Source organism: Rhodococcus sp. T2V, assembly GCF_029269925.1.
GTDB classification, from domain to species: Bacteria; Actinomycetota; Actinomycetes; order Mycobacteriales; family Mycobacteriaceae; genus Rhodococcus_F; species Rhodococcus_F koreensis.
Window position 1 is genome coordinate 83,442 of sequence record NZ_JARJBD010000006.1, and the last position, 19,822, is coordinate 103,263.

General features: G+C 69.0%; 20 protein-coding genes. 11 read left to right on the forward strand and 9 right to left on the reverse strand.

What is annotated here, in order from left to right; genetic code table 11:
* Window position 1: 1 nt before the first annotated feature.
* From pheA to P3H15_RS07930, 3 genes are read left to right on the forward strand one after another with little or no spacing between them, the layout of a single operon-like run.
* The gene (gene pheA, locus P3H15_RS07920; RefSeq protein WP_276136707.1) at window positions 2-919 is read left to right on the forward strand and encodes a prephenate dehydratase; all 918 of its coding nucleotides are present in this window, start codon (window positions 2-4) and stop codon (window positions 917-919) included.
* Window positions 916-1,587, forward strand: a complete 672-nt coding sequence (locus P3H15_RS07925) for a histidine phosphatase family protein (protein WP_276136708.1) — start codon at window positions 916-918, stop codon at window positions 1,585-1,587. The genes pheA and P3H15_RS07925 overlap by 4 nt, the downstream gene beginning before the upstream one ends.
* Before the next feature lie 55 nt (window positions 1,588-1,642).
* Window positions 1,643-3,046 (forward strand): lipase maturation factor family protein, encoded by a 1,404-nt coding sequence (locus P3H15_RS07930; protein ID WP_276136709.1) that lies wholly within the window; start codon window positions 1,643-1,645, stop codon window positions 3,044-3,046.
* Between the two features lies 1 nt (window position 3,047).
* Here the strand turns inward: P3H15_RS07930 and P3H15_RS07935 are convergent, their stop codons facing one another.
* The 5 genes from P3H15_RS07935 to P3H15_RS07955 all read right to left on the reverse strand — a co-directional run bounded on the left by P3H15_RS07935 (window position 3,048) and on the right by P3H15_RS07955 (window position 6,984).
* Complete coding sequence (locus tag P3H15_RS07935) at window positions 3,048-3,842, reverse strand: ESX secretion-associated protein EspG (protein WP_276136710.1); 795 nt, start codon at window positions 3,840-3,842, stop codon at window positions 3,048-3,050.
* Window positions 3,839-5,035, reverse strand: a complete 1,197-nt coding sequence (locus P3H15_RS07940) for a PPE family protein (protein WP_276136711.1) — start codon at window positions 5,033-5,035, stop codon at window positions 3,839-3,841. The genes P3H15_RS07935 and P3H15_RS07940 overlap by 4 nt, the downstream gene beginning before the upstream one ends.
* Before the next feature lie 34 nt (window positions 5,036-5,069).
* The gene (locus P3H15_RS07945; protein WP_276136712.1) at window positions 5,070-5,375 is read right to left on the reverse strand and encodes a PE family protein; all 306 of its coding nucleotides are present in this window, start codon (window positions 5,373-5,375) and stop codon (window positions 5,070-5,072) included.
* Window positions 5,376-5,525: 150 nt separating this feature from the next.
* Window positions 5,526-5,876 (reverse strand): metallopeptidase family protein, encoded by a 351-nt coding sequence (locus P3H15_RS07950; protein ID WP_009477115.1) that lies wholly within the window; start codon window positions 5,874-5,876, stop codon window positions 5,526-5,528.
* 1 nt (window position 5,877) lies between these two features.
* Window positions 5,878-6,984 (reverse strand): septum formation family protein, encoded by a 1,107-nt coding sequence (locus P3H15_RS07955; protein WP_276136713.1) that lies wholly within the window; start codon window positions 6,982-6,984, stop codon window positions 5,878-5,880.
* A gap of 81 nt (window positions 6,985-7,065) precedes the next feature.
* Here P3H15_RS07955 and P3H15_RS07960 point away from each other — a divergent pair, with 81 nt between their 5' ends.
* From P3H15_RS07960 to bfr, 4 genes are all read left to right on the forward strand, one after another.
* Window positions 7,066-7,485, forward strand: coding sequence for an ankyrin repeat domain-containing protein (locus tag P3H15_RS07960; protein WP_072938635.1), 420 nt, complete (start codon window positions 7,066-7,068; stop codon window positions 7,483-7,485).
* Between the two features lie 33 nt (window positions 7,486-7,518).
* On the forward strand, window positions 7,519-8,775 hold the full coding sequence (serS, locus tag P3H15_RS07965) for a serine--tRNA ligase (RefSeq protein ID WP_072938633.1): 1,257 nt from the start codon (window positions 7,519-7,521) through the stop codon (window positions 8,773-8,775).
* A gap of 94 nt (window positions 8,776-8,869) precedes the next feature.
* The gene (locus P3H15_RS07970) at window positions 8,870-9,052 is read left to right on the forward strand and encodes a bacterioferritin-associated ferredoxin (protein ID WP_012691106.1); all 183 of its coding nucleotides are present in this window, start codon (window positions 8,870-8,872) and stop codon (window positions 9,050-9,052) included.
* Window positions 9,053-9,142: 90 nt separating this feature from the next.
* Window positions 9,143-9,628, forward strand: a complete 486-nt coding sequence (bfr, locus tag P3H15_RS07975) for a bacterioferritin (protein WP_072938629.1) — start codon at window positions 9,143-9,145, stop codon at window positions 9,626-9,628.
* A 91-nt stretch (window positions 9,629-9,719) separates the two neighbouring features.
* Here bfr and P3H15_RS07980 read toward each other — a convergent pair whose 3' ends face one another.
* Complete coding sequence (locus tag P3H15_RS07980; RefSeq protein WP_276136714.1) at window positions 9,720-11,267, reverse strand: Rieske 2Fe-2S domain-containing protein; 1,548 nt, start codon at window positions 11,265-11,267, stop codon at window positions 9,720-9,722.
* 99 nt (window positions 11,268-11,366) lie between these two features.
* On the reverse strand, window positions 11,367-12,194 hold the full coding sequence (locus P3H15_RS07985) for a hypothetical protein (protein ID WP_276136715.1): 828 nt from the start codon (window positions 12,192-12,194) through the stop codon (window positions 11,367-11,369).
* 89 nt (window positions 12,195-12,283) lie between these two features.
* Between P3H15_RS07985 and P3H15_RS07990 the strand changes: the two genes are divergently transcribed.
* Genes P3H15_RS07990 through P3H15_RS08000 form a run of 3 tightly spaced genes read left to right on the forward strand, consistent with a single transcriptional unit; the run spans window position 12,284 to window position 14,648 of the window.
* The gene (locus P3H15_RS07990) at window positions 12,284-13,039 is read left to right on the forward strand and encodes a 1-acyl-sn-glycerol-3-phosphate acyltransferase (RefSeq protein WP_276136716.1); all 756 of its coding nucleotides are present in this window, start codon (window positions 12,284-12,286) and stop codon (window positions 13,037-13,039) included.
* Window positions 13,040-13,050: 11 nt separating this feature from the next.
* On the forward strand, window positions 13,051-13,782 hold the full coding sequence (locus tag P3H15_RS07995) for a 1-acyl-sn-glycerol-3-phosphate acyltransferase (RefSeq protein ID WP_276136717.1): 732 nt from the start codon (window positions 13,051-13,053) through the stop codon (window positions 13,780-13,782).
* A 44-nt stretch (window positions 13,783-13,826) separates the two neighbouring features.
* Window positions 13,827-14,648 carry an HAD family hydrolase gene (locus P3H15_RS08000; RefSeq protein ID WP_276136718.1) on the forward strand — a complete coding sequence of 274 codons (822 nt, stop codon included), beginning with the start codon at window positions 13,827-13,829 and terminating at the stop codon, window positions 14,646-14,648.
* Between the two features lie 31 nt (window positions 14,649-14,679).
* On the opposite strand, the gene P3H15_RS08005 is transcribed toward P3H15_RS08000, so the two are convergent.
* Window positions 14,680-16,821 carry an N-acetylmuramoyl-L-alanine amidase gene (locus tag P3H15_RS08005; RefSeq protein ID WP_276136719.1) on the reverse strand — a complete coding sequence of 714 codons (2,142 nt, stop codon included), beginning with the start codon at window positions 16,819-16,821 and terminating at the stop codon, window positions 14,680-14,682.
* A gap of 234 nt (window positions 16,822-17,055) precedes the next feature.
* On the opposite strand from P3H15_RS08005, the gene P3H15_RS08010 reads away from it, so the two are divergent.
* Window positions 17,056-18,636, forward strand: coding sequence for a SpoIID/LytB domain-containing protein (locus P3H15_RS08010; RefSeq protein ID WP_276136720.1), 1,581 nt, complete (start codon window positions 17,056-17,058; stop codon window positions 18,634-18,636).
* Here the strand turns inward: P3H15_RS08010 and P3H15_RS08015 are convergent.
* Window positions 18,633-19,757 carry a glycosyltransferase gene (locus tag P3H15_RS08015; RefSeq protein WP_276136721.1) on the reverse strand — a complete coding sequence of 375 codons (1,125 nt, stop codon included), beginning with the start codon at window positions 19,755-19,757 and terminating at the stop codon, window positions 18,633-18,635. The genes P3H15_RS08010 and P3H15_RS08015 overlap by 4 nt on opposite strands.
* Between the last annotated feature and the right edge of the window lie 65 nt (window positions 19,758-19,822).

Sequence of the window (19,822 nt, forward strand, 5' to 3'; positions counted from 1 at the left end):
CGTGCCAAAGATCGCGTATTTCGGACCGTCGGGAACCTTCACGGAGATGGCGCTCGCCCAGCTCGAGGCCGAGGGTGCCTTCGACGGGCCGGTCGAGCGGGTGGCCGCGACGAGTCCGCCCGCCACCCTGGCCATGGTGCGTGACGGCGTCGTCGACGGCGCCGTCGTTCCCATCGAGAGTTCCGTCGAGGGCGCCGTGGTGCCCACCCTCGACTCGCTCGCGCTGGGCGACCGCCTGCAGATCGTGGCCGAGACCGAACTCGACGTGGCGTTCACGATCCTCGGCGGGGCGGGCGTCGAGCGGCTCGACCAGGTGCGCACCGTGCGGGCCTACCCGGTGGCGGCCGGGCAGGTGCGAATCTGGCTGGAGGAGAACTGCCCCGGCGCCCAACTCCAGACGGCGTCCTCCAACGCGGGCGCCGCCGAGGACGTGGCGAACGGCCTCGCCGACGCCGCCGTGTCCACCGCCCTCGCCGGCGAACGGCTCGGGCTCCGCAGCCTCGCCGACGGGGTCGCCGACGAGAAGAGCGCCCGTACCCGATTCGTTCTGGTCACCGCGCCCACCCGGGTGCCCGCCCGCACCGGCGGCGACCGCACGTCCGCCGTCCTCGAACCCCACAACACCCCCGGCTCACTCGTCGGTGTGCTCTCCGAGTTCGCGACGCGCGGAATCGATCTCATCCGCATCGAATCACGCCCGGTGCGCACCACCCCCGGCCTGTACCGCTTCTTCGTCGACTGCATCGGGCACATCGACGACCCGCTCGTCGCCGAGGCGTTCCGTGCGCTGCACCGGAAGTCGCACGTGCGGTTCCTCGGGTCCTGGCCCGCCGCCAACCCGAGTGGCCCGCCCCCGCCGTCCGACGGAGACGCGGCGGACTGGATCGAACGAATCCGTCAGGGAGAGAGGGAATCGTGAGCGGCAAGCTGATCCTGGTCCGGCACGGGCAGACCGAGGCGAACGTCGAGCGCAGGCTCGACACGAGGCTGCCCGGCGCCCGGCTGACACCCGAAGGACTCTCCCAGGCGGAGCGGCTCGGCAACGACCTCGCCGCACGCGCGACGACGACCGCACTCGTGTCCTCGCAGGCACTGCGCGCCCGGCAGACGGCGCGGTTCGTGGAACTGGCGTCGGGCATCGCCGTCCAGGTGCGGGAAGGACTGCACGAGGCACAGGCCGGTGAACTCGAGGACCGCAGCGACGAGGAGTCGCACAAGCTGTTCATGAAGACGTTCCACCTGTGGCACACCGGCGAACTGGACGCCCGGGTTCCCGGCGGGGAATCCGCCAACGACATCCTCGACCGGTACGTCCCGGTCGTGGACTCCCTGCGCGAGCAGTACCTCGACGACCCGGCGGCCTCGGGCGACGTCGTACTGGTCAGCCACGGCGCCGCCATCCGGCTCGTGGCAGCACAACTGGCCGGGGTGCCGGGGCTGTTCGCCGCCAACAATCACCTGGCCAACACCCAAACGGTGGAGTTGACCCCGCTCGCGGGCGGCGGCTGGGAGTGCGTGCGCTGGGGAACCGTGGAGCCGCCGTTCGAGCACCGGGTGATCCCCGGCGCCGACGACCCGATGGGGTGACGCCGTTGCGCGCACCCTGGGGTTGCGCGACGATGGAGGAAACCGTCCTCGAGGAGTGACGGCGTTGGATTGGTTCGTTGGCGAAAACTATTCGCTCGGTCGGCTGCTCGTCACCGAGGGGCTCGCCGCGATCTACTTCGTCGCGTTCCTGGCCGCGAGAAACCAGTTCAGGCCGCTCGTCGGCAGCACCGGGATGCTGCCCATCCCGAAGTTTCTCCGCGCCGTCCCGTTCACGCGTTCGCCGAGCATCTTCCACCTGCACTACTCGGACCGGTTCTTCGAGGGGATCTGCTGGACCGGCGCCGGACTGTCGCTCGCCGCGCTGCTCGGTCTGACGCAGGTGGTCCCGCTCGCCGTGTGCATGCTGCTGTGGTTCGCCCTGTGGGTGCTGTACCTCTCGATCGTCAACGTCTCCCAGCTCTGGTACAGCTTCGGCTGGGAGTCGCTGCTGCTCGAGGCGGGTTTCCTGGCGATCTTCCTGGGCAACGCGTCGGTCGGGCCGCCGATCCTGGTGCTGCTGATGCTGAGATGGTTGCTGTTCCGGCTCGAATTCGGGGCCGGGCTGATCAAGATGCGCGGCGACCGATGCTGGAAGAACCTCACCTGCCTGTACTACCACCACGAAACCCAGCCCATGCCCGGACCGTTCAGCTGGTACTTCCACCGGCTGCCGAAGCCGCTGCACCGGGTCGAGGTGCTCGGCAACCACTTCGCTCAGCTGGTGGTGCCGTTCGGGCTGTTCGCGCCGCAACCGGTCGCGGCCGTCGCCGCGACGATCATGATCGTCACCCAGCTGTGGCTGGTGGCGAGCGGCAACTTCTCGTGGCTGAACTGGACGACCATCGTGCTCGGTCTGTCCGTCATCCCCGACAACGTGTACGAGACGGTGCTGCCCGTCGACGTCCCGGCGGGCAGCGACTCGGCGCCTCTCCCGTTCGCTGCGCTGGTGATCGCGGTGACCGCGCTCGTCGTCGTGTTGAGCTACTGGCCCATCCGCAACCTGATCTCCCACGGCCAGCGCATGAATGCGTCGTTCAACAAATGGCACTTCGTCAACACGTACGGCGCGTTCGGCAGCATCACCCGGGTGCGGTACGAGGTGATCGTGGAGGGCACGTCCGACGCTCATCGCGGCCTGCATTCCGAGTGGAAGGAGTACGGCTTCAAGGGGAAACCGGGTGACGTCAACCGGCGGCCGCGCCAGTTCGCGCCGTATCACCTGCGGCTCGACTGGTTGCTCTGGTTCACGGCGATCTCGCCCGGCTACGCCGAACCGTGGTTCCGGGGTTTCGTCGAGCGGCTGCTCCGCAACGACCCGGACACCCTGAAGTTGTTGCAGTACAACCCGTTCCCGGATCAGCCGCCGAAACATGTGCGTGCGCGCATGTACCGGTACGAATTCACCACCTGGAAGGAGCGCCGCGAGACCGGTGCGTGGTGGAAGCGGCAACCCGTGTAGGTCAGCGGAGCCGTTCGGCCAGCGACTCCAGCGCCTGCCGCAGCCGTTGCGGGGTGCCGGGGCTGAGCGACGACCACGCCACCCCGTGCGCGGACACACTGGACGTGCCGACGATGCGCCCGGCCCCCGTGTCGAACACCGTGACGGGCCCGCCGACCGGATCGTATTGCCCGTCGCCGTAGACGATTCCGACGATCTCGGCGTAGGTGGTGCAGCCGGCCATCGCGTTGCCCAGAACCGTCGCGTCGACCGCGGGCACGCCGAGCGCGGCGAGCGCGGCCGCGAGCGACTTGCCGTCCCCGCCCTGATCGAACGCCTCGCCGAGCGAGGCCGTGGGTGCGTTGACGACGCCGACGTTCAACGGTTCCACCGCCCCCAGCGCACCGATCACGGGCGCGAAGATGTCGGCGCCCGCATCCTGGACGACGTACGTGTCGCCGGCCCGCAGCGCCAGCACCGACAGTGCTTCGCCCTGGGAGACGCACAGTCTCGAGATGCTGCCGTCGACGTACCAGCGCAGGGCGATCTCCCACACCGGCCGGGCCAGAACCCGTAGGCGGTCGGCGAGTTCGGGGTGGACCCCGCCGCCCGGGAGCAGATCCCGGGCGGCGAGGGCGCCGGCGGCGCCGCGGAACGCGGCGTCCCTGGCGTCGTACGTGTCGTACCGCGGGGTGGCGTCGAGCACCACCGGCAGCACGTCGAGCGCGAGCGTGTCGACGAGATAATCCATTTCGTCGAGGCTCAGGGTCACCGCCGGCAGGGTCGGTACGTCCGGCTGGGTGCCCAGGTCGATCACCGTCCCGACTCCCGGTGGTCGGGGTTCGCGCCGATGACCGAGGGAATGACCGTGCGCCCGTCCGAGAAGTGCTCGAAGTTCTTCAGGTAGTCGGGGGTCTCCCGCTCGTCGTCGTCCTGTGAACCGGCCGCGCCCGCGCCGCGACCGACCGACATCGGTCCGCTACCGGTGCCGCCGCGCGTCGCCGCGGCCGGATTCACGTCGGCGCGAACGTCTCCGATCACCCCGCCGGGTGCGGCTGCCGGTGCGCCGGGCCGTGCCCCCTGCCCGCCGTCGGTCCTTCCCCAGCCCTCGGGCAGCGTCGCCCCGCCTGCCGCGCCGGCGCCGATGCCACCGACGGAGGTGCGGGCCGCCGCGGCACTGGTCGCCGCGGAACCGCCACCGTACGAGCCACCGGACAGCATCGGCGCGCCGACCGTCATCGGGGCGGCGCCGCCACCGGTGACCGCGGACAACGCCGCGCCGCCGATGTTGCTCGCCGCCGAGGTGGCGGTGGAGACGGTGGTGCCCGCGATGCTGCCGACCTGTGACGCGGCCGTGGTGACGGCCGGGTTCTGGCCCGCGGCCATCACAGCGGCCGCGGCGGCACGTGTCGGATCGAATTCACCGTCGGACGGGATTTCGTCGAAACTCCCGACCTCCTTCGAATCGGCCTTGGTGACGATCCGCGGCGGCTGCCGGTACGCGCGCTTCAGTGCCAGGATGTTCGACGCGGCCTCGTAACCTTCCATCACGAGCCCCGCGCGGATGTCCATCGCACGGTCCGCGGCCTCCGCGGCCGCGGCGGTGCCGTTGAGCGCACCACCCGTCGTGTACGCGGTGGCCTTCGCGGTCTTCACGGCGACGATCTCGGGGATGCTGGGCATGATGAGCGCGGCGGTGGTGTACGCGCCCGCTTCGAGCCCCGCCTTCGCGGCCGTGTCCGCGGCGAGTTCCGCGCATTCGGCCGTCCACACCGTGAACGGCGTGATCTTCGCGAGTGCCGCGACCGCGGACACCCCCTGCCAGCCGGCCGCGAGTTCGGCCATCACACGCACCAGCGTGAGGTTGGCGTCGACGAAGCTGGTGGACAGCGCCGTCCACGCAGCGCTCGCCACGCTCAGCGGCACCGGTCCCGCGCCCGCGACGAGGGTGGTCGAGTTGACGGTCGCCCCTCGGGGCAACCAGATGACACCTGTCAGTCCCATGGTCATGTCTGATCTCCTGGTGGTTTCGAGGCGCCCGCCGTCACATGCCCGCAGCGAGGGTCGCGCCGAGCGCGACGTCCTCGGCGACATACAACGCGGCCTGGGTGCGGAGCGTGTTCGCGGTCTCGCGCATCTCGAGAATGCCCTGCGCGACAGCGGGGGTGAACGTGCTCGCGACGGTGTTGAAGTAACCGGCGGCGTGCAGGGAGACCTCTTCGCTCCCGGAGGGGAGCACACGGATGGCCGCGGAGTTGAGAGCGACCGCTGCCTCGAGACGCGCGGCGAGCGCGTCGAGTTCCACGGCGGCGGCGACGAGAGCTTCAGGTGCGACGTGCAGATCCGGCATGTGCGTCGAACTCCTTCTTGACCTAGGCAGGCGGAAGGCAGTTGCCCCCCGGCAAACGAACTGCATGTGCAGCTGTCCCTACACACTTGGACGCTGCACCGCGCTCTTCGGTTCCCCCCGATCCCGAGAAATTCTTCTCGGGAAAACCGTTCATCCCCAGCCGAGCTCGTGCAAGCGATCTTCTTCTATCCCGAAGTAGTGCGCAACCTCGTGTATCACGGTGACGGCGACCTCGTGGACGACTTCCTCCTCCGAACTGCAGATTTCGAGGAGGGCGTCGCGATAGACGGTAATCGTATCGGGCAGCGATCCGCCGTAATGACTGTCCCGCTCCGTCAGGGCGATCCCGTGATACAGGCCCAGAAGATACGGATCCTCGTCGTTGCGGTCGTCGACCAGCACCACGACGTTGTCGATCGCTGCCGCGAGCTGGGGTGGAATCAGATCGAGTGCGTCGCCTACCAATTCCTCGAATCGGTCGGGCGTCATGCTCACTGCCACATCAGTTCCCGGAGGGTGGGGCCGCGCCGGGGAGCGGCGTCGGCATCGACCTGCCCTCCGGGACCGGCGGCGGAGGCACGGGCGCGGCGCCGTTGATGAGGATCTCGCCCTTCGCCGAACCGGTGATGGTCGAGAAACCGCCCGCGTCGGTCTCCTTACCCACCGAGCAGTTCACCCGTCTGCTGCCCGCGAGCCAGCTGTCGAGTTCCAGATTGTCCCAGAACAGCGTGAGCGTCTTGTTCCGCAGCGCGTCCGCGGAACCGAGGTATTCGTTGGCGGCCTGCGTGCACACGCCTTCGAGATACTTGTCCTGATCCTCGACGGACGGCATCGACGACGGGAACTGGGTGGCCAGGTCGACGACGGAGATCACTTCGAAGGCATGGGGTTGCGCGCAGTCGACGGGATCGGTCGGCACGTTCTGGTTGATGCCGATGCAGGTGCCCGGGTCCCAGATGTTGGATTGGTCCTGCTCGGCCACCTTCCCGGTGAACGGCAGCAACGTTCCTGCCGTGCTGGAGAATTGGAGGCCGCACCGCAGGGTGCGTTCGCCCGCGGCCCAACCGGACTCGCTGGGGAACATCAGGCCCACACTGAACTTGCCGTACGGATCGAACTTCGCGCCGAGATAGGAGTCGACGGCGGGCACGCAGTGCTCGTCCCGCAGTGCGGCGAACCGCAACGCACCCGGGTAACGCGAACCGGGACCGAACTCGGCGCCGGGATACACGCTGAGATCCAGCGGCGCCGCCACCTCGAACCGGTGCTCGTCCGCACAGTCGACCTTCGCGACGTCCTTCCGGTCTTCCTGGGGGTCGTTCGACGGCGTCCAGTCGAGGCAGTCGCCCGCCGTCGCCGAAGAGAACGCGTCGCCCTCCGCCGAACCCGTAACCTGCGGTCCGGCACCCGTCGAGTGCGTGGGGAGGTTCTCGCTGCGGTTGAAACCGCCGGCGATCGCGACCGTGGCGATCGCCGCCACCACGGCACCTGCCGCGACGGCCGCGAGCGCGCGACGCGTCGTGGTCGCGGACATGCTGCGGGGAGCCTTCTCCGGTTGCCCGCCATTCTGCGGCTGGGGGTCGGCGCCGTTCGACTGATCTGAGGACATCGATTTCCATAATGCCCGTTCCGATCGAGGAAGCAGAACAACTCCCGCAATCGGCTCGAACCCGGCGTACCTTCGACAACCATGAGCGACGACTCTCAGCGCTCCGCCGAGCCGGTGGATCCCGAACTGCAGGAACTCGCCGGGCGCGTGTTCGATACGGCACGATCCGGCGACGCCGTGTCCCTCGCCACGTACCTCGACGCGGGCGTCCCGGTGAACCTCGCCAATCAGAACGGCGACACGCTGGTGATGCTGGCCGCCTACCACGGTCACGCCGAGGCCGTTCAGGTTCTGATCGACCGCGGGGCAGACGTCGACCGGCTCAACGACAAGGGGCAGTCTCCGCTGGCAGGGGCGCTGTTCAAGGGCGAGGACGCCGTGGTGCGAGCCCTCGTCGCCGGTGGTGCCGACGCCACCGCGGGCCACCCGACCGCCGTCGACGCCGCCCGGATGTTCGGCCGCGAGGACCTCCTGACCCTGCTGGAACCGAAACCGGAGTGAGCCGCTCGGAGGCGCCCGGTAGGGTTTGAAGCCGTGATTGACCTGAAGTTCCTCCGCGAGAACCCCGACGCCGTCCGCGAGTCGCAGCGCACCCGTGGCGAAGATCCCGCCCTGGTCGACGCGTTGCTCGAGGCCGACGCGTCCCGTCGCGCCGCCGTTCTCGCCGGCGACAACCTGCGTGCCGAGCAGAAGGCATTCGGCAAGAAAGTCGGTCAGGCGTCCCCGGAGGAGCGTCCGGCGCTGCTCGAGGGATCCAAGGAACTCGCGGCCAAGGTGAAGCAGGCCGAGGCCGAGCAGCACGAGGCGCAGGCCGCGCTCGACGCCGCGCACCGGGCGATCTCCAACGTCGTCCAGGACGGCGCCCCCGCGGGCGGTGAGGACGACTTCGTCACCCTCGAGACGGTCGGGGAGATTCCGGCGTTCGACTTCGAACCCAAGGACCACCTCGAGCTGGGTGAGTCGCTGGGGCTGATCGACATGGAGCGCGGGGCCAAGGTCTCGGGCGCCCGCTTCTACTTCCTCACCGGCTTCGGCGCCATGCTGCAGCTGGGAATGCTGCAGCTGGCCGCGCAGAAGGCGATGGCCAACGGCTTCCAGATGATGATCCCGCCGGTGCTGGTGCGGCCGGAGATCATGGCGGGAACCGGGTTCCTCGGCGCCCACGCGGACGAGATCTACCACCTCGCCGACGACGACCTCTACCTCGTCGGCACGTCCGAGGTCCCGCTGGCCGGGTACCACTCGGGGGAGATCCTCGACCTCGCCGACGGCCCCAAGCGGTACGCCGGCTGGTCGACGTGCTTCCGCCGCGAGGCGGGCAGCTACGGCAAGGACACCCGCGGCATCATCCGGGTGCACCAGTTCGACAAGGTGGAGATGTTCACCTACTGCAAGCCCGAGGACGCCGACGCCGAGCACCAGCGCCTGCTCGCGTGGGAGCGCGACATGCTCGCCGCCATCGACGTGCCGTACCGCGTGATCGACGTGGCCGGCGGCGACCTGGGGTCGTCGGCGGCCCGCAAGTTCGACTGCGAGGCCTGGGTGCCGACGCAGCAGGCGTACCGCGAGCTCACGTCGACGTCCAACTGCACGACGTTCCAGGCGCGTCGCCTCGGCGTGCGGTACCGCGACGAGAACGGGAAGCCGCAGACGGCCGCAACCCTCAACGGCACCCTCGCCACCACCCGGTGGATCGTCGCCATCCTGGAGAACCACCAGCAGTCCGACGGCACCGTGCGGGTGCCCGAGGCGCTCGTGCCGTTCGTCGGGACGGATGTTTTGAAACCGTGATGCGCCGCACCGAGATTTTGGGAAGGCTACCCTTGCGCGATCGCGAGAATGATGTAACCCTTACCTAATCCAGTTGGTTGGTGAGGAGCTCCACATGTTCGTGTGCATCTGCAAGGCCGTGACGGAAGACGAAGTGCACGAGCACTGTGCCGCCGGGGCTGACAGCGCGGACGCGATCGGTGAGCGATGCGGTGCCGGCTGGGGATGTGGAACGTGCGTAGATCGGTTGAAGGAGATTCTGGGCGAGCGGACGGTCGTCGGTAGCACGGCCGCGTGACAAAACTGCAGCACAACTGAATCCCGCGATTCGCCGCACAGTGGTATCGCCAGTGGTACGTTCGCCACAACCGGGGCGAACGGAGAAGTCATGCGTGGCGACGACGAGATCATTGCTCTTCTCAACGAACAGTTGACCAGCGAGCTGACCGCGATCAATCAGTACTTCCTGCACTCGAAGATGCAAGCCAATTGGGGATTCACCAAACTTGCGGACAAGACCCGGGCGGAGTCCATCGAGGAGATGACTCACGCCGAGATCCTCACCGACCGGATCCTGTTCCTCGAAGCGCTTCCGAACTATCAGAAGCTGCTGCCGCTGCGCATCGGGCAGGACCTGCGCGAGCAGTTCCACTCCGACCTCTCCATCGAAGTCGAGGTCGTCGAGCGTCTGCGTCCGGGCATCCAGATGTGCCGAGAGAAGGGCGATGCCACGTCGGCGAAACTGCTCGAGGGGATCCTCAAGGAAGAAGAGGACCACATCGACTACCTCGAGACTCAGATCGAGTTGATGGACAAGATGGGCGACCAGCTCTACATGGCCCAGCTCGTCGATCAACCGCCGACCGTCGGCTGAACGTACCCTTCGACGCCTGGCTGCCGCCGGTCGTGCACGAACGGGACGCTCGTTCGATCTGACCGAACGAGCGTCCCGTTCGTCCGACGGATCAGAGCTTGGTGGACCGCAGTTCGTGGCCCTTCGACGTCTTGCAGCGCCCCGACTCGAGGTCCCACTGCCAGCCGTGCAGGTTGCAGGTGAGGTTGGTGCCGTCGACGACGCCGAACTTCGACAGGTCGGCCTTCAGGTGCGGGCAGCGCCGCTGGATCTCGTAACCGCCGAGTTCGATCGACGCGGAGTCGTCGTGGGCCTCGGCGAACCAGCCGTCGGCGTACGCGATGCGCTCGTCGGTGAGGCACTTGAAGAACGTGTAGAGGAACTCGTTGTACCCGCCGACGCGCCACGCCTCGAAGCGGGTGGACAGGAAGATGGTGTTCACCCAGTCGGGCTCGTCGTCGCGCAGCACCGTGCGCACCAGTTCGGGCGCGATGCGGAAGCCGTACCGGTACTTGCCGTCCTTCTCGCCGCGCGGGCGGACGGTGCGCTGCGGGAAGTCGAGGACGACGGTCTCGTCGCCCATCACCAGCCCGACGGGGTAGCCGATGCCGTCGCAGATCAGGTCGGACTGCTTCATGATCGGCTCGAACTTCGCCTTCAGCGCCTCGAGCAGCGGCTCGCCCTCGGCGGGGGCCCAGGTGGCCTTCTCGGCGGCGAGGACCGGGGCCATCCGCTGCGCCATGCTCTCGATGTACGAGGCCTTGTCGGAGAAGATCCTGTCGACGTCGGCGTCCGGGATCGGGTGCGTGAGCGTCAGCTCGCCGCCCTTCAGGTCGGCGGTGGACCCCGGAATCATGAGGATGCCGCCGTCGTTGCCGTGGATCCGCATCTGCTCGAGGAACGTGATCTGGTCGGGGAAGATGTTGCCCTCGTCGCCCCGGTCGTCGTTGAGGTAGCGCAGTGCGTCGTCGAGGAACACCGGCGGTCCGGCGGACGGCACCACCCACGTGGCCGCGACCTGCTCGATGTAGCTGCGGCAGCGGTCCATGCCGCGCTGACGCTTCTGCTTGCCGAAGTTGGCCTTCGTCTTGGTCGGAATGTCGTAGACCATCGGGTACCAGATGGCGCCCGAGTACTGCAGCAGGTGGATGTCGATCGTGCCGAACTCGTCGTGCAGGACGTCCATGTCGACGGGCCGGGCGTCGTTCATGTTGAAACAGGTGGTTTCGCCGTCGGACACCACGAGACCCGAGTCGCCGATCGGACCGTCGGCGGGCGCGCGCAGCGCGATGATCATGATGTCCAAGTCACCTTTGGGTCCGGTGACCTTGTGCTTGACCGAGTCCTCGGTCTCGAAGAACTTGTGGAAGCCCAGCGCCTCGAGCTCACGCTTGAGGTCCGGAACCGGGTAGTCGGGGAGCAGCACGGTCGCGTCTTTGTTGACGTGCTTGGCCAGGTTCTCCGGGTCGAAGTGGTCCTTGTGCAGGTGCGACACGTACAGGTAGTCGCAGTTGCCGAGGGTGTCCCAGTCGAGCTGCGTGTTGTCCGGGAACGGGAACCAGGACCCGAAGTACGCGGGGTTGACCCACGGGTCGCACAGGATCGAGCCTGCCTCGGTCTGGATGTGGAATCCGGCGTGTCCGACGCTGGTGACCTGCACTGGTATGCCTCCTGGGAGCTGAGCGACTGTTCCAGGGTAGGCGTTCCCCCCAGGTGAGTGACAATGCGCGCTCCAGCACACCGTGCCACTCACGTGCGGTCAGGTCACTTCACCCAGGCAATATCCGTCGGGTCCGATGGACAGCGTGACCTGCTTGGTGACGGTCACACCGGACACGTCGGTGACCGGAACGGACACGTCCAGGTAGTCACCGCGGACGGGTGTGGCGGTCATCGCGTCGGCGGCGAACGCGGTGGTCCCGGCCAGGACGTCGGGGTCGAGCCGGAGCGGCGGCCGGCCGCCTGCGCCCGTGCCCGCCGGATCCCACGGGCTCAGGCCCGGGCAGATCAGCGGGTAGGCGGCCTCGGTGTCCGCCCGGTTCACCGGCGCGCCGGACTCCCGCGACAGGAACCGGGTGACGGCGTACTCGGCGTCGGCGGGCGTGTAGAAGTCGACGGTCCCGGCGGGGTGGACGTGGGGGCAGGCGTAGCCGGATGCGATCTCGCTGCGTTTGACGGACACCGTGGTGCCGCCGCCCGTCCACGACACCGCGAACTGCCCGTCGACTCCGGGTTGCGCGAGCGCCCCGAGGATCGCGGCCGTGTCGGCGTACTGGTCGGCGGCCTGAGCGGGCGGCAGCGTCCAGCATGTCGCGGGGACGGCGGCGGGCCGGGTGACCAGGTCGGTGGCCCAGGCTCTGACCGCGTCCACCGCCGCGGGGTTGCCGGGCACCTCACCGACGACCACCTGCGGCACGGGGGCGGGCGGTGTGGTGGTCGTGGGCTCGGCCGCGGAGGTGGGCGCGGACACGGCGTCGACCGGGGGCTCCTCCGTCGGGATGCCGGACTGCGAATCGCACGCCACCCCCGCCCCGAGGATCACCGCGACGACCGGCGCGATGAGCGCCCTCCTGCCCGTGCCACCCATGTCCAGCGCGCCCTTTCTGTCGACTCCCCACCGAATGTCCGTCCCCGACGGCGGGCCAGATCGCGGATACCCGGCTACGCTAGCCGATTGTGGAACCCGTCTACCGAACCGTCATCGGCATCGCCCGCACCGTATTCGCCCTCGAGGGGCTGAAGTTCACGGTCAAGGGTGATCAGCACATTCCGGCGACGGGTGGGGCGGTGATCGCGATCAATCACACCGGCTACATGGACTTCACCTACGCCGGACTTCCGGCCCGCAGGGTGAAGCGGTACGTCCGCTTCATGGCGAAGAAGGAAGTGTTCGACAACAAGATCTCGGGCCCGATCATGCGCGCGCTCAAGCACATTCCGGTCGACCGGGCCGCCGGCTCGGATTCGTACAAGGCGGCCGTCGACTTCCTGCGCCGTGGTGAACTGGTCGGCGTCTACCCGGAGGCCACCATCAGCCGGAGCTTCGAGATCAAGGAATTCAAGTCGGGTGCCGCGCGGATGGCGATCGAGGCGAACGTGCCGATCGTCCCGATGGTCATCTGGGGTGCGCAGCGGGTGTGGACCAAGGGGTTCCCGAAGCGGCTGGGCCGCACGAACACTCCCATCTCGATCGCCGTCGGTGAGCCGATCCAGCCGTTCGAGCCGGCGTCCGAGCTGACGGAGAAGCTGCACTCCACCATGACGACGATGCTCGCGGACCTTCAGCAGGGGTACGACCACCCGGCAGGGGAGTACTGGGTGCCCGCGCGGCTCGGTGGCAGTGCGCCGACGCTCGACGAGGCGAACAAGATGGACGCCGCCGACGCCGAGGCGAAGGCGCAGGCCCGCCGGTCCCGGGAGACCGGTAGCTAGAGAAGGTGGCGGTGGAGCCGGTCTACGCGGCTGTCGAGTCGACGGCCAGGGCGTTGTCCCTGTTCCAGGGATTGAGGATGACGCGAGTCGGCCTCGACAACATCCCCGCCGAGGGCGGTGCGGTCCTCGCGGTCAATCACACCGGGTACCTGGACTTCGTCCAGCTGGCACTCGCGGTCGGTGCGGTGGACCGCAAACTGCGGCTCATGGCCAAGGTCGAACTCGCGAACAGCAAGGTGATGGCGTTCCTGATGCGCGGGTGCGGGGTCATCCCGGTCGACCGGACCGCCGGCGCCGGCGCGTACCTCACCGCGGTGGAGCGGTTGCGCGAGGGCGAACTGGTGGGGGTGTACCCGGAGGCGACCATCAGCCGCAGCTTCGAGATCAAAGAACTGAAGTCGGGTGCGGCGCGCATGGCGATCGATGCCGGGGTGCCGATCGTGCCCGTCATCGTGTGGGGTGCGCAGCGGATCGCCACCAAAGGTCGGCCGAGACAACTCGGGCGGCATCGGTTCCCGGTGACCGTCGAGGTGGGACGGCCGATCGAGCCGCGCGAACCGGCGGACGCCCTCACCGAGACCCTGCACGCGGAGATGGACGTGATCCTGCGCCGGGTGCAGGACGGATTCGACCATCCGGCGGGCGCGTACTGGGTGCCGCGACGTCTCGGTGGCAGTGCGCCGACCATCGAGGAAGCCACCGAGCTGGACCGCCGCGAGGCGGAGGAACGCCGGTCCCGGTAACGGCCGCCCGGTGGCGTCGCGGGCCCGGCAGGCAGAATGGCTGGGTGAGCCCAGACCGACCGAGCCTTGTAGCGTCCGATGTCGACGGCACCCTGATCGGGGACGACGAGCGCATCAGCGCCCGTACCCGGGACGCCGTCGCGTCGGTCGTCGCGTCGGGGACACCCTTCGTGCTGGCCACCGGCAGGCCCCCGCGCTGGATCCATCCCGTGGTCGAGGGCCTCGGCTACGCGCCGCTCGCCGTCTGCGCCAACGGCGCCGTCATCTACGACAGCGACAGCGACCGCGTGCTCAGCGCCGCGACCCTGGACGTGGACACCCTCACCTGGCTGTCGGCGATCGCGCTCGACGTGCTGCCCGGCGCCGGCCTCGCGGCCGAGCGGGTCGGGGTCAGCGCCCACGACGCCGCCACGCCGCAGTTCGTCAGTTCCCCCGGTTACCAGCACGCGTGGCTCAACCCCGACAACACCGAGATGTCCGAGAACGAGGTCGTCGCGGCCCCCGCGGTGAAGTTGCTGATCCGGGTGCCGGAAATGTCCAGTCAGGCGATGGTCGACGCGCTGGCGCCGCACATCGGGCGCCGCGCCGACGTCACGTTCTCCACGGACAACGGGTTGATCGAACTGTCGGCGGCGGGCATCACGAAGGCGTCGGGTCTCGCGTTGGTCGCGGAGCGGCTCGGGGTGACGGCGTCGCAGATCGTGGCGTTCGGCGACATGCCCAATGACATCCCGATGCTGAACCTCGCGGGCCGCGGTGTCGCCGTCGAGAACGCGCATCCCGACGCCAAGGCCGCCGCCGACGAGGTCACGGCCACCAACTGGGACGACGGGGTCGCGAAAGTACTCGAGCGCTGGTGGTCCTGAGACCACCAGCGCCCGAGAGGGGGTAACCCGGTCAGCCGGCCGGAACCGGTGCCGGCTCGACGGGCGCGGGCGCGGGAACCGGTTCGGGTGCCGGTGCCGGAGCGGGCTCGGCGGGGGCAGGCGGAATCTGTGCCGGGTCCGCGGGCGGTGCGACGGGAGCCGCGGCATCGACCCGGGCGCCGTTCTTGTAGGCCTCCGCGTAGGTGTCGTTGTACGTCTTCAACACCTTGGTCACGATGCCGGTGAGCTCGTTGAAGATCAGCGAGCCGTTCTCGAAGTCGGTGCGCAGACCGCCCGGAATCGAGTACTCGTCACTGGTCGGCAGGCCCAGTTCACCGTTGTCGGCCCCGAGGCTCTGCCACGTCTTGAAGATCTGGCCGAGGACCGCCCACACGCCGCCGTTGGGCGAGGTGAAGATGGCGCCGTTGGCGAAATTTGCGCCCGAGTTCCCGGCCTTGGCCTGCAATAGTCCCGTGACGGCCTGGCCGAGCCTGCCGGTGTCGCCGCCTTCCGCGACCCACTTCTGGGCGACCGGCGACGGATCGGTGAGCCGCAGCAGTTCGGTGACCAGGGCGGGGATCCCGGCGCCGAGGCGGCCGCTGGCATCCGTGCCCGGACCGCCGGACGGCGCCGGAGCCTCACCGGCGGGTGCGTCCGAGGCCAGCGAGGCGTTGCCGCCGCCGCCAAGGTTGGCGGCCGCGATCTGCCGGATCTCGTCCATGTGCGAGTACGCCGCGTCGCCCGGGCAGGACGTGTTGCCGACATCGCGGTGCGCGAAGATCACCGGCAGGTCGACGGCCTCACCCTCCGCGTACGGGGTGAACTCGGTGCCCTCGGAGTACATCGTCGTCTCGCCGAGCGGGTCGAGTCCGGCCTTGCCGAGCTTCCAGCCGAGGAACTTGCCGACGGCGTCGAGCGTGGCCTGCGGCGGATCCTCGGACGAGAAGTCGCCCATCATCGCGACGCCGGTGGTGTTCTCGTTGAACCCGCCCGCGTGTGCGCCCTGGACGGGACGGTCGAGACCGCCTGCGCGGCCCTCGAAGATCTGGCCGTATTTGTCGACCAGCGCGTTGTAACCGATGTCGCACCAGCCGAGCGTCTGCGCGTGGTACGCGTAGATCGCCCGGACGATCTCGGCCGATTCGGCTTTCGAGTAGTCGTTGGCGCCCGCGGTGTGGTGCACGGTGGCACCGCCGATGAAGTCGTCGTAGTCGGGGTCCTGGCAGCGGATGGACTCGTCCGCGCCCCACTGCTGGCGGCTGATGACCTTGGGGCCGCCGCTGTCGAGCGGGCTCGCGATGTCGCTGAGCGTGGCGTCGCCGGGGCCGCTGCCCGGTTCGATGAGCACGGCGGTGACGTCGTCGGCGCCCGCTCGTGCCGGCTGCTGTCGCAGCGGCGTGTTGACGGCGGCGGGGGTGTACCCGAGCGGCGCGGCCCCGTCGGCGGCGGGCGCCGGTGCGGGAGCGGGTGCCCCGGGTGCGGGAACCGCGTCCGGTGCGGGTGCGGGTGCGCCCGCCTGGGCGGGCGCGGAGGTGGGGGTGAGGATCTGGATCGCCTTCGTCAGCCCGACGTAGACGGGTTCGGTGGCGACCTTGCCGTCCGACGCGGTCTTGTCGGTGCGACGGGTGTCGATCATGTCGGGGGAGACCCATTGTCCCCACGTTCCGTCGGCCTGCAGCGCACGGACCTTCGACTCCGCGGACGCGAGGGTTTCGGACGTGAGCGCCACCATGCTGAACGGGGTGTCGCGGGACAGTTCCTTGACGATCGCGCCGGGTTGCTGATCGGCCGGGGGCAGGATCGCGGGGTCGGAGACGTCGCCCGGGGCGGGGATTTTCAGCGGGATCTGCAGGCTCGGGATCTGGATTCCGCCGGGGAGTTGCACGTTGCTGGGGATGTGGAGGTACGGCGGGATCTTCAGGTTCCGGAGGTCGCCGATGTTGACGTCCGGAAGGTTCAGCCCGGTCAGTTCCTTGAGCGGGATCACGATGTCGGGGATCTGCGACAGCACTACCTGCGCGATCTCGGTGGACACGGCGGAGTTGGAGGTTTCGTTCGTGGATCGGACGTCCGAGGGTGCGCTACTGATGCCGTAGACCGCAACGGGACTTGCGACAGCCAGCGCGGCGACAGCCCCGAGGACGATCGAGGGCTTCGGTCGACGGTGCGGCAAGGGGGACTCTCCTCAGTTGTAGTTTCCTGCGAGCGACCTCGCGTGTCTGCAACTCGTGATGCTGTGTGACGGAAGAGACTGTTGTTGCTAACTCCAATCACTCTTGCCACACTAGTCACACAGGTCCATAACGCTCAACCTTACATTGAGACTTTATCCCGAATTTCTCGGACCCGCTGAGACGAGTCGCACACCCGTCTCAGCGCTCGTTGTTCAGCGATGAGGAGTGCAGTGATGGCGAAGACCGAATTCGGGGTTCGTGCAGGTAGACCTGCCTGGACTCGCAGGAGGCGGTACATCGCGGGCCCTCCCGCCCCGCGCGGGTTCAGGGCCAGACTTCTGCGCGCGTCGGCGCTCGGCATCGCACCCGTCCTCGTCGTCGGCGCCGTCACCGGCGTGGTCGTGCAGGTGCGCTCCTCCGGCCAGGACGTCCGGGAAACCGTCGCCTCCGACACACCGTTCACGCTGTCCGGGCACGGCAACGGCCACGGCCGCGGGATGGGCCAGTGGGGCGCCTACGGATACGCGAAGGATCAGGGGTGGGCGGCAGAGCGCATCCTCGGCCACTACTACGGCGGCACCACACTCGGCACCCTCGCCGACGCGCAGATCAGCGTCCGGCTGCAGGCGCGTGACGACCAGCCGCTCGACGTCTACTCCGACGCCGGCGCCGTCGTCGCCGGCAAGCCCGTCGGACCGGGCGAGGCCGTCCACCTGACACCGACCGCGGACGGCGGCGCCAACGTCGTCGTCACCCGTGGATGTGCCGGCGACGTCCTGTGGCAGGACGCCACCGACCACCCGTGGGTCGACCCGGTCGACCTCGCCCCGGACCGTCCCGCGAACGAACACCTCAAGCTGTGCGCCGGTGACACCCCCTACCGCGGCGCCCTCGGGGTCGCGCTCGACGGCGCCGCCGTGCGCACCGTCAACGTCGTCGACATGGACGACTACCTGCTGGGTGTGGTGCCCGCCGAGGCGAAGGCGGGCTGGGCCGACACCGGTGGTGCCGAGGCGCTTCGGGCGCAGGCCGTCGCGGCCCGCTCCTACGCCGCCGCCGAGAACCGGGAGGAATACGCGAAGACCTGCGACACCCAGAGCTGCCAGGTCTACGGCGGTTCCTCGAAGGAGGACCCGCGGACCACGGACGCCGTCCGTTCCACCAAGGGTATGATCCTGACGAAGGACAACAAGCCGGTTGCGGCCGAATTCTCCTCGTCCACAGGCGGATACACCGCCGGCGGCGAGTTCCCGGCCGTCGAGGACCAGGGCGACACAGTGTCGCCGAACCACGACTGGGTGGTGACCCTCACCGCGGGCGACATCGCGTCCGCGTTCAACGTCGGCGAGCTCGAATCGTTCGAGGTGGTCACCCGCAACAACTTCGGGGTCGACGGCGGACGCGTCACCGGTGTGAAGGTCGTCGGAACGTCGGGGACCGCCGAGGCGACCGGCGTCGAGGCGAGAGCGAAGCTGAAGCTCAAGTCCGACTGGTTCACCCTCGGTGACGGACTCGCGGTCCCGGCTCCGCCTGCCGCCCCCGGCGAACCCGACCCGTCCATCCTCGCCTCCGCCGGCGAGGACGAGGACACCGTCGGCACCACCGAGGGTTCCCCGATCGCCGAGAAGTACAAGGAACTCGGCGGCGTCAACAGCACACTCGGCGCGCCGATCGGTCCCGAGATGATGCTGCCGTCGGAGGCGGGGAAGTTCCGCATGTTCACCAACGGCACCATCATCTGGACGAAGAAACTGGGGGCGCAGGTGATCGACGCCAGCGTGCTCCGCGAGTGGCTCCCGACCGGCGGCAGCTAAACGGAGGACAGAGGAGCGGCCCCCTCGAGCACGGCGAGCATCCCGTCGACCGACTCGGCCCAGCCGAAGTCCTCGGCCCGCCGCCGGGCCGACGCCCGGCGGGTGCAGGAGGGGATCTCGAGGATGCCGCTCACCGCGTCGGCGAACGCCGGACCCCGGTCCCGGGCCAGGGCGCCGCAGCCGGGTGTGATGATCTCGGCGAGAGCCGAAGACTGTGACGCGACCACCGGTGTGCCCGCCGCCAGCGACTCGAGCGCCGACAGGCAGAACGTCTCGTGCGGTCCGGGCGCCAGCGACACGTCCGCCGACGCGAACAGCGACGCCAGGCGGCCCTTGTCGCTGATGAACCCGGTGAAGTGCACGGGAAGCCCCCGGGCCCGGTACTGCAGCGCCTCCCGCCGGGGGCCGTCGCCTGCGATGACCAGCCGGGCGTCGTGCCCCTGCCGCCGCAACAGCCGGACGGCGTCGATGCTCCGTTCGACCTGCTTCTCCACCGACAACCGGCCGCAGTGCAGAAGGAAACGCTGCGCCGGATCGGCGAAGGAGTCGCGCATCTCCTGGTCGTGTTTGCCGGGGTGGAACATCGCGAGGTCGACACCGAGCGGGACCCGGTGCAGGTTGGGGGCCCCGATCCGGGTGAACTCCTCGCTCGCGAAGTCCGTCGTGCAGACCACGGCGTCGTAGTTGCGTGCCATCCGGCGGTTCGCGACGTCGGCCCAGCCGCGGGCCACGCGCCGGGGAGCGAACTGGCCGAGCAGCCGGTCGAGGCGCTCGTGTGACACGACGACACTGCGCACCCCGCGGGCGCGGGCCCAGCCCCCGAAACCGCGCAGCGTCAGCCGGTCGGACACCTCCAGGACGTCCGGTCCGAGCCCGGTGACGACGTCGGCCACCCGGCGCGGATCGACGACGCGATAACCCCCGGTCCAGGGGATGGTCGGAGCGGACCGGGTGATCCGCACAACCCCGCTCGGGAGCAGCTCCTCGCAATCCCGCTGACCTGGGACGACGAGGATCACCTCGTGTCCGCGTTCGACGTACCCCTGACCCCAGTTGTGGAGGGCGGTGCGGAGCCCGCCCGACCGCGGTCCGTAGAAGTTCGCCAGCTGGACGATGCGCACCCGCTCATGAAGCGCGATCGCCGCGTCGGCGCGAACAACGAGGTCTGCAGAACCGGTGAATACAG